General features: G+C 42.1%; 12 protein-coding genes. 10 read left to right on the top strand and 2 right to left on the bottom strand.

Going from position 1 to position 14252, the window contains the following annotated elements; translation table 11 throughout:
- Window positions 1-20: 20 nt before the first annotated feature.
- Window positions 21-647 (bottom strand): NUDIX hydrolase N-terminal domain-containing protein, encoded by a 627-nt coding sequence (locus M1P97_RS13135; RefSeq protein ID WP_249389317.1) that lies wholly within the window; start codon window positions 645-647, stop codon window positions 21-23.
- Window positions 648-870: 223 nt separating this feature from the next.
- Between M1P97_RS13135 and M1P97_RS13130 the strand changes: the two genes are divergently transcribed.
- On the top strand, window positions 871-2019 hold the full coding sequence (locus M1P97_RS13130) for an aldo/keto reductase (RefSeq protein WP_249389316.1): 1149 nt from the start codon (window positions 871-873) through the stop codon (window positions 2017-2019).
- Between the two features lie 175 nt (window positions 2020-2194).
- Here M1P97_RS13130 and M1P97_RS13125 read toward each other — a convergent pair whose 3' ends face one another.
- Window positions 2195-3112: a helix-turn-helix domain-containing protein gene (locus M1P97_RS13125; protein WP_249389315.1), complete on the bottom strand. Its 918-nt coding sequence runs from the start codon at window positions 3110-3112 to the stop codon at window positions 2195-2197.
- Between the two features lie 95 nt (window positions 3113-3207).
- Here M1P97_RS13125 and M1P97_RS13120 point away from each other — a divergent pair, with 95 nt between their 5' ends.
- The 9 genes from M1P97_RS13120 to M1P97_RS13080 all read left to right on the top strand — a co-directional run bounded on the left by M1P97_RS13120 (window position 3208) and on the right by M1P97_RS13080 (window position 14252).
- Window positions 3208-5544 carry an ATP-dependent helicase gene (locus M1P97_RS13120; protein ID WP_249389314.1) on the top strand — a complete coding sequence of 779 codons (2337 nt, stop codon included), beginning with the start codon at window positions 3208-3210 and terminating at the stop codon, window positions 5542-5544.
- Window positions 5545-5699: 155 nt separating this feature from the next.
- Window positions 5700-6839 carry a carboxynorspermidine decarboxylase gene (gene nspC / locus M1P97_RS13115; protein ID WP_249389313.1) on the top strand — a complete coding sequence of 380 codons (1140 nt, stop codon included), beginning with the start codon at window positions 5700-5702 and terminating at the stop codon, window positions 6837-6839.
- Window positions 6840-6951: 112 nt separating this feature from the next.
- Window positions 6952-7905 (top strand): signal recognition particle-docking protein FtsY, encoded by a 954-nt coding sequence (ftsY, locus tag M1P97_RS13110; RefSeq protein WP_195372906.1) that lies wholly within the window; start codon window positions 6952-6954, stop codon window positions 7903-7905.
- A gap of 132 nt (window positions 7906-8037) precedes the next feature.
- A complete protein-coding gene (gene rimO / locus M1P97_RS13105) occupies window positions 8038-9336 on the top strand; it encodes a 30S ribosomal protein S12 methylthiotransferase RimO (protein WP_195372907.1) in 1299 nt (432 codons plus the stop codon).
- 77 nt (window positions 9337-9413) lie between these two features.
- Window positions 9414-9704, top strand: a complete 291-nt coding sequence (locus M1P97_RS13100; protein WP_075559989.1) for an HU family DNA-binding protein — start codon at window positions 9414-9416, stop codon at window positions 9702-9704.
- A complete protein-coding gene (locus M1P97_RS13095; RefSeq protein WP_195372908.1) occupies window positions 9697-10947 on the top strand; it encodes an HU family DNA-binding protein in 1251 nt (416 codons plus the stop codon). Before M1P97_RS13100 ends, M1P97_RS13095 begins: the two co-directional genes overlap by 8 nt.
- A 155-nt stretch (window positions 10948-11102) precedes the next feature.
- Window positions 11103-12098 (top strand): AAA family ATPase, encoded by a 996-nt coding sequence (locus M1P97_RS13090; RefSeq protein WP_195372909.1) that lies wholly within the window; start codon window positions 11103-11105, stop codon window positions 12096-12098.
- A 283-nt stretch (window positions 12099-12381) separates the two neighbouring features.
- The gene (locus tag M1P97_RS13085; protein WP_249389312.1) at window positions 12382-13251 is read left to right on the top strand and encodes a DUF58 domain-containing protein; all 870 of its coding nucleotides are present in this window, start codon (window positions 12382-12384) and stop codon (window positions 13249-13251) included.
- A gap of 2 nt (window positions 13252-13253) precedes the next feature.
- Window positions 13254-14252 (top strand): hypothetical protein, encoded by a 999-nt coding sequence (locus tag M1P97_RS13080; RefSeq protein ID WP_249389311.1) that lies wholly within the window; start codon window positions 13254-13256, stop codon window positions 14250-14252.

Raw genomic sequence — 14252 nt, 5'->3', positions numbered from 1 at the left:
GAGTTGTTTTCAGGTAAGATTTAGTCGAATTGTACCACCCAATCTTTATCATGATACGCTGCAAAACACATCTCTACCTGTTCTTTATTATTCTTTTCTTCTGCTAACGGAGGAATTTCATCGAGATTGAAATATCCGCTTTCTACTGTTTCTATGTTCGGCTGAAAAGCTCCGCCTTTTACTTCACAGAGGACAAAAACTTTACAGACATTATAGGCGTACGGAGGCAGGTTGTGGAGGTTTCGATCCTGTACAGCTATTATCCGGATGGTTTCGACATCCAATCCGGCCTCTTCTTTTACTTCCTTCACTGTATTTGTTTTTATGGTTTGGTTTACGTCGACCCAGCCACCGGGCAAAGACCAGGTGCCGTTCTTTTCTTTTACCAGCAATATTTTGTTGTCTTTAAAGATAGCCGCCCTGCTGTCGAGTTTGGGCGTTTGAAAACCTTCTTCATTGCAGAATAAGTTTTTTATTTTCTCTAAAGGCAAGCCACTTTGTAGACTCAGTATCTCGGCAGATATCTCCCTGATACGTTCAAAACGTTCAATATCAAAAGCATCTTTTGAATAAGTTAATCCTGCTTGCGCAATGAACTGCAATTCTTTCGCCCATTCGAGCCATTTCGGTTGTTGATTTTCATTCATACTGTTTTTGTTTTCCTGGTACGCTTGTAAAAATACGAATAAATCTATATGTATTGTTACCTTTTCCGGAGAACTTGAGAGAACATAATCTGTAATTTGGGTTATATTACCTGTAATTCGTCTACAAAGAATCTCTTTGTGACCAGTTACTTTTGTAGCATGAAAAATAATTAATTGAATAATAGTTTAATATCTTTGAAAAGATTTTTTATTTAGAGCGATTATGGAATACAGATCATTGGGAAATACAGGATTGTCCGTCAGTGCTATCTCGTTGGGATGCGAAGGTTTTATGGGGCAGACGGAAGAACAGGTTCGTGACGGAATAGATTTTGCCATCGATAAAGGCATTAATTTTATCGATATATATAGTTCTAATCCGGATCTGCGGAGCAATATCGGCAAGGCGCTGACTGGTCGTCGCGAACAGTTTATCATCCAGGGACATTTGTGTACGGCCTGGGAAGACGGACAATACCTTCGTACCCGTGATGTGGAAAAAGCGAAGACCTCTTTCAACGACCAGTTGATACAATTGAATACGGATTACCTGGATGTCGGAATGATCCATTATATAGATGCCGAGCAGGACTTCCAGGAAGTGTTCAACGGCCCTGTCATCCGACTGGCTTTACAATTGAAAAAAGAAGGTCGGATACGTCATCTCGGAGTGAGTAGCCATAATCCTGTGATAGCACGTAAAATCGTAGAAACCGGTCTGATCGATGTTCTGCTTTTTTCTATCAATCCTTGTTATGACATGCAACCGGCCAGTGAAGATATTGAGGATCTATGGGCTGACCAAAACTATGCCCATGCTTTGCATAATATAGATCCCGACCGGGAAAAACTCTATGAGTTATGCGAACAGAGAGGCGTAGGAATAGATGTTATGAAAGTGTATGGCGGGGGAGACTTATTAAGTGAAATAAATTCTCCATTCGGAATAGCTATGACCCCTGTGCAATGTATTGAATATGCCCTGACGCGTCCCGGTGTCGCTGCGGTGATGATCGGATGTAAAAATAAGGAAGAGATACAGGCTGCAGTAAATTGGTGCAGTGCTACAAAAGTAGAGAAAGATTATGCGTCGGTTATGGCAGGAATGGAAAAATTCAGCTGGCAGGGGCATTGCATGTATTGTGGTCATTGTGCTCCATGTTCTGTCGGGATAGACGTAGCCAGTGTCAATAAATATTACAATCTGACCATCGCACAAAATGATATACCGGAAACGGTACGGGAACATTATAAGGTTCTTACGCATCATGCCTCTGAGTGTATCGCTTGCGGACAATGTGAAACGAATTGTCCTTTCGGAGTTGCCATCATCGAACAGATGGAAAAGGCGGCTGAACGTTTCGGATATTAACCTCTCATTCGAATCTTTGATAAATACAGCAATTCCTGATATTCATCTTTGAATAATAGCCGGGTAAGCAGAATTTCTAATAAACGGGCAACTTCCTACGGTGTAATGCAACAGAAGCTGCAAAGAACGAAAAGAATAATACGTATGTGTTTCATAAATATAAAATGAATAACTTTTATACCGCAAGGCTTTCTTTTATTTCCAACTGATAAGCTCTTCCTCTGTCGGTCGTTATTTTTAGATTGCTGTTATCCTCCACCAACGGACGCAGGCGGCGGATCAAAGTGTTCAGCGTTTCGTCGGCATTGTTTTTACCCGGCCATAGCGTATCACAGATATCTGCTCTGGGCAGGATATGAGAGGAGGAAAGGAAAAACATTTCCATGATCTTATATTGTTGCGGAGTAAGTTTCAATTTCTCCCGGTCTTCTTTATAGAAGCAGGCATGGTGACAAGAAAATGTAAGATTACCGAAAACCAGAGTTTTCTCTTCTTGTGGCAGACTTGTGCTTCTGCGACGAAATAAAAAGATAGAAAGGGCTCCGGATAAGATAGCAGCTATCAGTAGTACTAAAGGAATCCGTTTGTCTGTAAGTGCCAGAATATCCTTAGTCGAATAATTGATATATCCTTGAAAAGAAATTCCTAATTCTTCCTGTGGTGCTTCGGGGAAATTTAAATTAGCGCTCAGCCAGATAACGGTATCGCTTTCCAGGTAATTCTGTGTCTGATCTTTTTCAAGAGTTACGTATGCGATAGATTTATCCGTCGCTTTTTTATTTTTTACGTGAACGATAATACCGCTTTTCTCTTTCAGTTGTTCAAACTTCAATGCTTCGGCAAAATCTTTATTATAACTCTCGATAGAAACCGGATTTCCGAAAAGGGCAGACAAGCGTGAATAAGTCTTGAGTGTATCCTGATTCATCCATTGTTCAGAATTTTGCATAATGGTCTGTTGCAATGCCTGGTTCAGATCCGAAACGATTGCTTTCTGTGTTTCCGAATAATTGTGAAAGCCGAAACTGAATGATAGTACAAGCATGCAGGCTGTAAAAATAACCGATAGATTTGCTGCTAACCGTGTGTTCATCGTTTTTCTTTTATTAACGCCCGAAGATAAGAATTTATTGTAAGATTCGGATAAATAAAAATTAGTACCTTTGTATTCCTAAAAAGAGAAGGTACGTGGAAAAATATCTGGATCAACTGAATGATAGTCAGCGCGAAGCTGTTATATATAACGAGGGCCCGTCGCTGGTGATTGCCGGCGCCGGTTCCGGTAAGACAAGAGTACTTACTTATAAGATTGCTTATCTGGCACATTTGGGGTTGCCACCTCAAAGTATTCTGGCACTTACTTTTACCAATAAAGCGGCACGTGAAATGAAAGAACGTATTGCCAGGATAACCGGTGACCAGACGGCACGCCGGTTGTGGATGGGAACGTTCCACTCGATCTTTTCACGTATTCTTCGCTATGAAGCAGAACATATCGGTTATCCTTCCAATTTCACGATTTACGATGCTGCCGATTCGAAAAGTTTATTGAAGGCAATTATCAAAGAGATGCAGTTGGACGATAAAGTATATCGTATCGGAATGATACAAAGCCGTATTTCGAATGCTAAGAATGCGTTGGTTACCTGGAAGGCTTACGAACAGTCCAAGGAGTTGATGCAACATGATATAGATTCGAAAGTCCCTTTGTTGCGTGAAATATATAAACGTTATCAGAATCGTTGCCTGCAGGCAGGAGCGATGGATTTCGACGATTTGTTGCTTCAAACGAATATCCTGTTCCGCGATCATCCGCAGGTATTGGATAAATACCGTAGCTTTTTTCAGTTCGTATTGGTCGACGAGTATCAGGATACCAATTTTGCCCAACATTTGATCGTCCAGAAGCTTTGTGAGCAACACCGCCGTATTTGTGTGGTGGGAGATGATGCACAGAGTATCTACTCTTTCCGTGGAGCCAATATCGATAATATCCTGCAATTCAAAAATCAATATCCGGGTTGCCGTATCTTTAAACTGGAACGTAATTATCGTTCTACGCAGAATATTGTGAATGCGGCGAACAGCCTAATTCATAAAAATAAAGAACAGATATTCAAGAATGTGTATTCGGAGAAAGAACAGGGAAATAAAGTCCGTGTTTCTTCTTCCTATTCGGATTATGAAGAAGGATACGCTGTGGCTGCTATGATCAATGAAATGCGGATGCGCAAGGATTATGATTATTCTGAATTTGCCATCCTGTACCGGACAAATGCCCAATCACGTATTCTGGAAGAGGCGCTTCGCAAAAGAGGAATACCTTATAAAATATATGGCGGTCTGTCTTTCTATCAGCGTAAAGAGGTAAAAGATATTATCTCTTATCTGCGTCTGATCGTTAATCCGCATGATGAAGAAGCTTTTAAGCGGGTTATCAATTATCCTTCACGTGGTATCGGTGATACGACTGTCGGCAAATTGGTTAGTGCTGCTACAGAAAATAATGTCAGCCTCTGGACAGTATTGAATGCTCCCATCGATTACAGTTTGCAGATCAATAGCGGTACAGCCAAAAGATTAAGTGATTTCCGCGAAATGATCGAACGGTTCATTGAACAGAATACTCGTTTGTCTGCCGAAGAAATGGCTGCTATGGTAGTCAAGGAGAGCGGAATTGTCAGTACACTTTTTCAGGATCGTTCGGTGGAAGGGATCAGTAAACAGGAAAACTTACAAGAGTTACTGAAAGGTATTGCAGAGTTTTGTGAACTCCGTCGCGAAGAAGGAATAGAGCAAGTGTCCCTGGCAGATTTCCTTTCTGAAGTTTCCCTGTTGACGGATCAGGATAACGATAAAGATGAACAAGCTAATAAAGTCACTATGATGACTGTTCATGCAGCCAAAGGATTGGAGTTCAGAAATGTTTTTGTGGTAGGCCTGGAAGAAGATCTGTTCCCTTCGCAAATGGCGAAAGATAATCCTCGTGCAGTAGAGGAGGAGCGCCGGTTGTTTTATGTTGCAATTACCCGTGCCGAAGAGAATTGCGTCCTGACCTATGCCAAGAGCCGTTTTCGGAACGGACAGAGTGCCATGTGTTCCCCCAGCCGTTTCCTGAAAGATATCGATGTCCAATTCCTGGAACTTCCGACAGATACGTCGTCAGATACTTTTGCTGCGGCCCGCGAACGGTTTCAGCGTCCGGCATTTGCATCTCCTTTCCAGCAACCACGGGCAGTGGAAAAAGAGGAGCCCTCTTTTGTTTCTCCTATTGCCCAGGCCGCGCAACGTCAACGTCTTACAAAGGTAGAAACAGCAACTTCGGCTCCTACCACGTCTGCAGCACCTTCATCCGACCTTTCCGGTTTATCTGTCGGGGCTAAGGTTCGGCACGATCGTTTCGGTGAAGGCGAGGTTATAGCTATCGAGGGAGATGGAGGCAATGCAAAGGCAACGGTGGCATTCACTCACTTTGGACAAAAACAATTATTATTGAAGTTTGCCCGCTTGACGATAGTAAAATAGGTTCACATTCTAGATACAAGGACGATACACAATCAGGAAGATGGAAGCAGTGAAGGGTGAAACGTAAGAATGTGAGTATCTTCTTCTGTTCAGTATACTGGGATATTCTGAATATAACATTATCTTTGTAATTTATTTACGAATAAAGAAACTAAATGATTAATTTCAACGTAATACCATCTCCATGTTATGTGATGGAAGAGAAGCTGCTCCGTAACAACCTGGCTCTTATCAAGAGCGTAAAGGAACGGGCTGGAGTGAATATAATTCTAGCTTTTAAAGCTTTTGCCCTGTGGAAATCTTTTCCGATCGTCCGCGAATATATACCATATTCGACAGCCAGTTCGAAATTTGAAGCTCAGTTGGCTTTCGAGGAAATGGGAAGTCCGGCACATACTTATTCACCGGCTTATACGGAAGCAGATTTTCCTGCTATACTAAAGTACAGTAGTCATATCACATTTAATTCATTATCGCAGTTTGAGCGGTTTTATCCGATGGTGCAAGCAGACGGAAACCGTATCTCATGCGGCTTACGTATTAACCCGGAGTATTCGGATGTAGAAACCGATCTGTATAACCCCTGTGCACCCGGTTCGAGGATGGGAATTATTGCCGACCTGTTAGGCGACAAATTGCCGGAAGGGGTAGAAGGGTTACATTTTCATACGTTATGTGAGTCTACTTCATTTGATCTGGAGAAAACATTATCGGAAGTCGAGAAACGCTTCGGCCGTTTTTTACCGCATATCAAATGGTTGAATATGGGAGGCGGACATTTAATGACACGGAAAGGATATGATATCGAACATTTAATATCATTACTTCAATCATTCAAGGCTAAGTATCCTGATTTGGAATTGATTATGGAGCCGGGAAGCGCTTTCGCATGGCAGACCGGGTTCTTGTTGACCACCGTGGTGGACATCGTAGAAAATCATGGGATAAAAACAGCCATTATAGATGCTTCATTTACCTGCCATATGCCGGATTGCCTGGAAATGCCTTATAAGCCGGTTATTCGTAATGCAACCGATAAGATGGAAGGAAAGCCGACTTACCGTATTGGGGGAAATAGCTGCCTGAGTGGCGACTATATGGGGGATTGGTCGTTTGACGAACCTCTGAAAGTCGGAGATAAGATCATTTTTGAAGATATGATTCATTATACCATCGTGAAGACTTCGATGTTTAACGGAATACCGCATCCGTCACTGGCTCTTTGGAGTAAAGACGATGAATTGGTACTTTATCGGACGTTCGGCTACGAAGACTATAAAGGAAGAAACGGCTGAGTTGACAGATGTTTTTAAATAACTTTCCACTGTCAACTGTCAACTGTCAACTAAAAAAGTTGTAACTTAGCAGCCTCATTCTAAGCAGAAATAAATTAAGCGGATTTAATATATGGGTATTTTTAGCTTTTTCAGTAAAGAAAAAAAAGAAACTTTAGACAAAGGGTTATCTAAGACAAAAGAAAATGTATTTTCTAAACTTACCAGGGCTATTGCCGGAAAGAGTAAGGTAGATGATGAAGTATTGGATAACCTGGAAGAGGTACTTATTACTTCCGATGTCGGTGTAGATACTACGTTGAAGATTATCGAACGTATCGAAAAGCGTGTAGCCCGGGATAAGTACGTCACTACTCAGGAACTCACCACCTTGCTGCGTGACGAGATTGCGACATTACTTACCGAAAACAACACGGAAGATGCTGAAAGCTTTATTGTCCCGGAAGATAAGAAGCCCTATGTTATCATGGTTGTCGGTGTGAACGGAGTAGGTAAAACAACTACAATCGGTAAACTGGCATATCAATTCAAGAAAGCCGGTAAAACTGTTTACCTGGGTGCTGCCGATACATTCCGTGCAGCCGCAGTTGAACAGTTGGTGATCTGGAGTGAACGTGTAGGTGTTCCTATTGTAAAGCAGAAAATGGGTTCCGATCCGGCTTCTGTGGCATTCGACACACTTAGTTCTGCCAAGGCAAATGATGCCGACGTTGTAATTATCGATACAGCCGGTCGTTTGCATAATAAAATAAACCTGATGAATGAACTTACCAAGATAAAGAACGTGATGAAAAAGGTTATTCCTGATGCTCCTCACGAAGTTTTGCTGGTATTGGACGGTTCAACAGGACAGAATGCCTTTGAACAAGCTAAACAATTTACTGCAGCTACCGAAGTGAATGCATTGGCTGTCACTAAATTGGATGGAACAGCTAAAGGTGGTGTCGTGATCGGTATTTCCGACCACTTCCGTATTCCGGTAAAATATATCGGTTTGGGTGAAGGCATTGAAGATTTGCAGGTCTTTAACAAGAAGGAATTTGTAAATTCATTATTTGGAGAATAATATTTAAGAGTAACTTTTCCCCTCTTGAGAGGGGGCAGGGTGTGTGTGATAATAGTGTGTTTGATACTGATTTACACACCCCTTCCCCCTCTCAAGAGGGGAATTAGTTACTCTTTGTTCGTAATAGATAAGATGAGAAAAAATAAAGTAGATATTATCACGCTGGGCTGTTCGAAAAACCTGGTCGACTCGGAGCAGTTGATGCGTCAGTTTGTCGCAAACGGCTATACCGTTGAACATGACCCACATAAGATAAACGGAGAGATCGTTGTAGTGAATACCTGCGGTTTCATCGGTGATGCCCAGGAAGAATCGATCAATATGATCCTGGAATTGGGTGAAGCTAAGAAGAAAGGAAAGATAGGTCAATTATATGTGATGGGATGTCTTACCGAGCGTTTCCTGGAAGAAATGAAGCAGGAGTTACCCGAAGTAGACCATTTTTACGGAAAGTTCAACTGGAAGGAACTCATATCCGATATCGGCAAATCCTATCATCGTGAATTAGCTTCCGACCGTGTGTTGACCACCCCGAAACATTATGCTTTCCTGAAAATTGCAGAAGGATGTAATCGTACCTGTTCCTACTGTGCCATTCCTATTAGTACCGGACACTATCAATCCATCCCGATGGAACAGATAGAAGAGGAGGTGCGTCTGCTTGTTGCACAAGGAGTAAAGGAATTTCAGGTTATTGCCCAGGATCTGACTTATTACGGGTTGGATATATATAAAAGATATGCATTACCCGAACTGGTTGAACGTATTTCGGATATTCCCGGAGTAGAATGGATTCGTTTGCATTATGGTTATCCTTCCCATTTCCCTTATGATCTGTTGCGGGTAATGCGTGAGCGTGATAATGTTTGTAAATATCTGGATATCGCTTTGCAGCATATCAGCGACAATATGTTACAGAAGATGCGTCGTAATATCACGAAGGAAGAAACATACGCATTGATTGAACGTATCCGGAAAGAAGTTCCGGGCATCCATCTCCGAACGACATTAATGGTGGGACATCCGGGTGAAACGGAGCAGGACTTCGAGGAATTGGTCGAATTTGTAAAGAAAGTGCGTTTCGAACGTATGGGTGCTTTTGCTTACAGTCATGAAGAGGGTACTTATTCATTCAAGAATTATACGGATGATATTCCTGATGAAGTTAAACAGGAACGTTTAGACTACCTGATGCGGATACAGGAAAGGATCTCTAACGAGATAAATGAGGCCAAAGTAGGCCAAACCTTTAAAATTATAATCGACCGGGAGGAAGAAGATTGTTATATCGGACGTACCGAATTCGACTCTCCGGAGGTCGATCCGGAAGTTGTTGTTTTTAAACAACTATCGCTAAATCCAGGAGAGTTTTATAACGTAAATATCGAAGAATCACAGGCTTTTGACCTTTACGGAAAAGTGTTTCTTTGATATAAAAACCATTAATAAGTTTGTCTGTTTACAAAAAAATAACTAATATCGCTGCTGAATCTATTGATGAGGTAAGTATGAAAAACAAGGAGCTAATAACAGAGTTGTCCGCAAAACTGGGGTGGACTGCACAGGAAGTAACCGAAATGCTGTCTGCTTTTAGCTCTGTGGTTGGTTCGAAACTGGTAGATAATGATGCTATTTATTTGCAAGGATTAGGCCTGTTTGAAATAAAGAAGAAGGCTGAACGTATCTCTGTCAATCCGGCAAATGGAAAGCGTTATCTGGTACCACCCAAGCTCGTTCCGGTATTTAAACCGGGAGCTACTATCAAATCTAAACTAAAAGAATTAAGCGACAATGAATAGTCGGCTGACAATACAGGATCTGGCTGCTTTATTAGCGGAACGTACAGGGAAGGACAGAAACAGTGCAGAACAGTTTCTAAGAGAATTTATTGCAATCGTTTCAAAAGGAGTCTTTACCGATAAGATTGCTAAAGTGAAGGGACTTGGTTCCTTTAAAGTAGTTTTGGTAGAGAAGCGGGAAAGCATTCATGTGAATACAGGAGAACGCTTTTTGATTCCTGCACATTATAAGTTCTCTTTTCTTCCTGATAAGGAGTTGCGCGAATTAGTAAATAAGCCATTTTCATTCTTTGAGACGACCGAGTTGAATGAAAACATAGATTTTACAGATCTGGATGTGTCAGCGGAGATAGAAGAGAAAGAAGCCGAAGATGAATCGGTAGAGGATATTATCCCGGAAAACATCCTGTCTGTTGAAAAGCCGGAAATACAATCCATCCCGGAAAACACAGATGATAATAAGGAAGAAATAGCTGAATCACCGGAAGCTCCGGAGTCGCCAGAAGAAGAAATTCAGTCGGAAGACATTTCGGATACCGAATCGGAGCCACCATTCGAAAACGAATCTTCGCCATCTGAAGTAGTAGAGCCTACCGGAGAAGAATCGGTTGAGGAATCAATAGAAGAGTCAACAGAGGAAGTGAAAGAAGAAAGCAGGCCAATTCCTTTGGCAAAAGATTTTCCTGATACCGATTATCAGTTTGACGATGAAGAACCGTCTGCTTCACCTTGGATAAAAGGATTGGTGGCAGTTGGTATTATTGCCATTATTGTAGCCGGTAGTACACTGCTGTATCTTAACCGGAGTTTTTTCCTAGGGCCTGAAATACCGACGAAAGCGTTAACCGGTAGATCTTTACCTGACCAGGCAGTTGCTTCGGTCGATACGCTTCTGGAACCGGAACTTAATACAGGAATCGAGGAAGACAAAGATACTATCACAGCCGAATTACCAGCAATAGCTCCCGAAGTACCGGTAGAAACACCGGAAGTATTGGCGAAAGTAAAAATAGAAACAGGTAGCCGTTTAACCCTGATCTCCCTCGAATATTACGGTAGTAAAATATTCTGGGTCTATCTGTATGACTACAATAAAGCCGCCATAAAAGACCCTAATAACATACCGGTCGGTACTGAAATCCTGGTACCAGCTCCGAGACTGTATGGCATCGATAAACATAGTCGTGCTTCAATAGACAAAGCCGCAGCACGCCAGACGGAAATACTGGCTGGAAATTTGTAACAAAACTCCATTCTTTTAAGTAAAATAAAACAAAATAGTTGTTGTTGGGTTAGTATTATTTAACTGCAAAAGTGAAGAATACGAATTTAACATTTCTAATTTTGTGCAGCTATAAAAACAAGCAAGAAACAATAATAATATAAATAAGAAAATCTATGAGTCAGACAGTAGACATTCGTGAGTTGAACGAGCGAATTGAGAGTAAAAGTTCGTTTGTAAACATGATTACGATGGGCATGGACCAGGTAATTGTTGGACAAAAGCATTTGGTTGAATCATTAATGATTGGTCTGCTTTCCGACGGGCATATCCTGCTTGAAGGGGTTCCCGGGTTGGCAAAGACGCTTGCCATTAAAACATTGGCGTCGCTGATCGATGCCAAATACAGTCGTATACAGTTTACCCCGGACTTACTGCCGGCCGATGTGATCGGTACAATGATTTACAGTCAGAAAAGCGAAGAATTTCAGGTAAAACAAGGCCCGGTCTTCGCTAATTTTGTGTTGGCGGATGAAATAAACCGTGCTCCGGCTAAAGTTCAGAGTGCTCTTTTGGAAGCCATGCAGGAACGTCAGGTGACAATCAGTGAAAATACTTATAAATTGCCGGAACCTTTCCTGGTTATGGCAACCCAGAACCCGATCGAGCAGGAAGGTACTTACCCGCTGCCTGAAGCACAGGTCGACCGTTTCATGTTGAAGGTGATTATCAACTATCCGAAGAAAGAAGAAGAAAAGTTGATCATCCGTCAGAATATCTCAGGCGTCAAACCGGATATCAAACCGATCCTGACAAAGAATGAAATACTGGAAGCCCGTAAAGTGGTTCGTGAAGTCTATCTGGACGAAAAGATCGAACGTTATATCGTCGACATCGTATTTGCAACCCGTTTCCCGCAGGAACATGGATTGGCTAACTTGTCGAACATGATCGCTTTCGGTGCATCTCCGCGTGCTTCTATCAACCTGGCACTGGCTGCCCGCGCTTATGCATTTATCAAACGCAGAGGCTATGTGATCCCGGAAGACATCCGTGCCGTATGCCACGACGTGATGCGTCACCGTATCGGTCTGAGCTATGAAGCGGAAGCAAACAACCTGACCTCCGAAGAGGTGATCAGTGAAATCCTTAATAAGGTAGAAGTACCTTAATGCAAAGGTGGAAAAATAATTGTCAGAGCTTTCTGAAAGCTCCATTTCATGAAAAAAATAATTTCAGCATTCTCTGAAATAGTTTTTTTTGAAAGAAAAACCTTTTCAGAACTTTCTGACAGCTTGTTTTCGGGGAAAAAATCTTTTCAGAAGCTTCTGAAATCATATTTTCTTCAAAAAAAACATTTCAGAAGCTTCTGACGGCTTCAAAAGAACGGATTATCCGTTTCAGAAGTTTCTGACGATCCGCCAAATAAGGAATTAATAAAGAATTAAGAGAGCAATGGAAACAAGTGAACTATTAAAAAAAGTTCGTCGAATTGAGATAAAGACTCGTGGCTTGTCGCGCAATATTTTTGCGGGACAATACCATTCGGCTTTCAAAGGCCGTGGTATGGCGTTTAGCGAAGTGCGCGAGTATCAATACGGCGACGATATCCGCGATATCGACTGGAACGTGACCGCCCGCTACGTACGCCCTTATATAAAGGTGTTCGAAGAAGAGCGCGAACTGACCGTGATGTTGCTGATCGACGTATCCGGCAGTAGAGACTTTGGTTCCGTGAACGTAATGAAGAAAGAGGTTATTACGGAGATTGCAGCTACGCTGGCGTTTTCTGCCATACAGAATAATGATAAGATCGGTGTGGTTTTCTTCTCTGATAAGATCGAGAAATTTATTCCGCCTCAGAAGGGGAAAAAACATATTCTTTATATCATTCGCGAACTGATCGACTTCCAGCCTCAGGATACGAAGACCGATGTCAGCCAGGTCTTGAAATTTCTGACTAACGCCATAAAGAAACGTTGTACGACCTTCCTGATATCCGACTTTATCGATAAAGGCGGTTTTAAAGATGCGCTGACAATAGCCAACCGTAAACACGATGTTGTGGCTATTCAGGTGTACGATCGTCGTGAGACAGAACTGCCGTCAGTCGGATTAATGAAAGTGAAGGATGCAGAAACAGGAGCAGAACGCTGGATCGACAGTTCTTCGACCCGTGTACGCGAGGCTTATAAAGAATGGTGGGATCGCCGCCAGGCTGCCATGAACGATTCGTTCAAGAAATGCCGGGTCGACTCCGTTTCTATTCGTACCGAAGATGATTATGTGAAAGCACTGATTGCTCTTTTTGATAAACGTAATTAAGCATGCAAAAGAAATTTATAAATAAAAGCTTTCTGTTCCTTCTCCTGTTTTTGCTGGCAGGAGGGAAGATGTTTGCGCAGCAGACCTTAATCGATGTAAAGGTCGATTCTGCTGCCATTCTGATCGGAGAACAGACTGTTTTACATTTGACGGTTACGACAGACAAGGATAAGCCGGTTCAGATCGTGATACCGGGCGACACACTGATGCGTGGGGTAGAGGTGCTCGAATTTTCGAAGGCCGATTCGTCAGTGATCGAGAACGACCGCCTGTTGATCAAACAGGATATTCTGGTCACTTCTTTCGACTCTTCACTGTATCTGTTGCCCCCGTTCAAAGTGATAGACGGAGCAGATACTATTTATTCGAACCAGATTGCGTTGAAAGTGTCGACCATTCCTGTGAATGTAGACAAACCGGAAGAGTTTTATGATATAAAAGATATCTGGAAACCGCCTTTTGTGCTGGCAGATTATTATCCGATAATCTACGGCATTTTACTGGCTCTTTTCCTGATCTGTGTGATTGCATACATTATCAAGCGCTTGCGTAACAAACAATCCCTTATTCCGTTTAAGAAGCCGGAGCCCAAGCTTCCGCCTCACGAACAGGCTATTAAGGAATTGGATGAGATCAAACAACAGAAGTTGTGGCAGCAAGGCCGTAATAAAGAGTATTACACATTGATCACGGAAACATTGCGTCGTTATATCGTAGAACGTTTCGATATCAACGCAATGGAAATGACTTCCGGTGAAATTCTCGATATTATCCGTAAGCAACATGACGCTGATTCCGTATTTGAAAATCTGAAACAAATATTGAATTTGTCCGATTATGTGAAGTTCGCGAAGATGAACCCGCTGCCGGATGAAAACGACCTGAGTTTGATGAATGCATATCTCTTCATCAACCAGACTAAGATTGAAGAAGTTGTAACTCCGGAAACAGAGGAGAAAGAGGCAACTGATACTAACGATTCAAATATAACAAAAGAATAA

Origin of the sequence: Parabacteroides leei (assembly GCF_023369805.1) — a bacterium.
In the GTDB taxonomy this organism is placed as follows: Bacteria; Bacteroidota; Bacteroidia; order Bacteroidales; family Tannerellaceae; genus Parabacteroides; species Parabacteroides leei.
Note: the sequence above shows the minus strand (reverse complement) of the source record. Positions and strands in the feature narration are given on the sequence as shown.

What these genes read in the sequence shown, in the direction of transcription:
- M1P97_RS13080 (WP_249389311.1), top strand. Translation starts at nt 13,254, where the DNA reads ATGCAAAAGAAATTTATAAATAAAAGCTTTCTGTTCCTTCTCCTGTTT.
- M1P97_RS13125 (WP_249389315.1), bottom strand. Translation starts at nt 3,112, where the DNA reads ATGAACACACGGTTAGCAGCAAATCTATCGGTTATTTTTACAGCCTGC.
- M1P97_RS13090 (WP_195372909.1), top strand. Translation starts at nt 11,103, where the DNA reads ATGAGTCAGACAGTAGACATTCGTGAGTTGAACGAGCGAATTGAGAGT.
- M1P97_RS13100 (WP_075559989.1), top strand. Translation starts at nt 9,414, where the DNA reads ATGAAAAACAAGGAGCTAATAACAGAGTTGTCCGCAAAACTGGGGTGG.
- M1P97_RS13135 (WP_249389317.1), bottom strand. Translation starts at nt 647, where the DNA reads ATGAATGAAAATCAACAACCGAAATGGCTCGAATGGGCGAAAGAATTG.
- rimO (WP_195372907.1), top strand. Translation starts at nt 8,038, where the DNA reads ATGAGAAAAAATAAAGTAGATATTATCACGCTGGGCTGTTCGAAAAAC.
- M1P97_RS13130 (WP_249389316.1), top strand. Translation starts at nt 871, where the DNA reads ATGGAATACAGATCATTGGGAAATACAGGATTGTCCGTCAGTGCTATC.
- nspC (WP_249389313.1), top strand. Translation starts at nt 5,700, where the DNA reads ATGATTAATTTCAACGTAATACCATCTCCATGTTATGTGATGGAAGAG.
- ftsY (WP_195372906.1), top strand. Translation starts at nt 6,952, where the DNA reads ATGGGTATTTTTAGCTTTTTCAGTAAAGAAAAAAAAGAAACTTTAGAC.
- M1P97_RS13085 (WP_249389312.1), top strand. Translation starts at nt 12,382, where the DNA reads ATGGAAACAAGTGAACTATTAAAAAAAGTTCGTCGAATTGAGATAAAG.
- M1P97_RS13095 (WP_195372908.1), top strand. Translation starts at nt 9,697, where the DNA reads ATGAATAGTCGGCTGACAATACAGGATCTGGCTGCTTTATTAGCGGAA.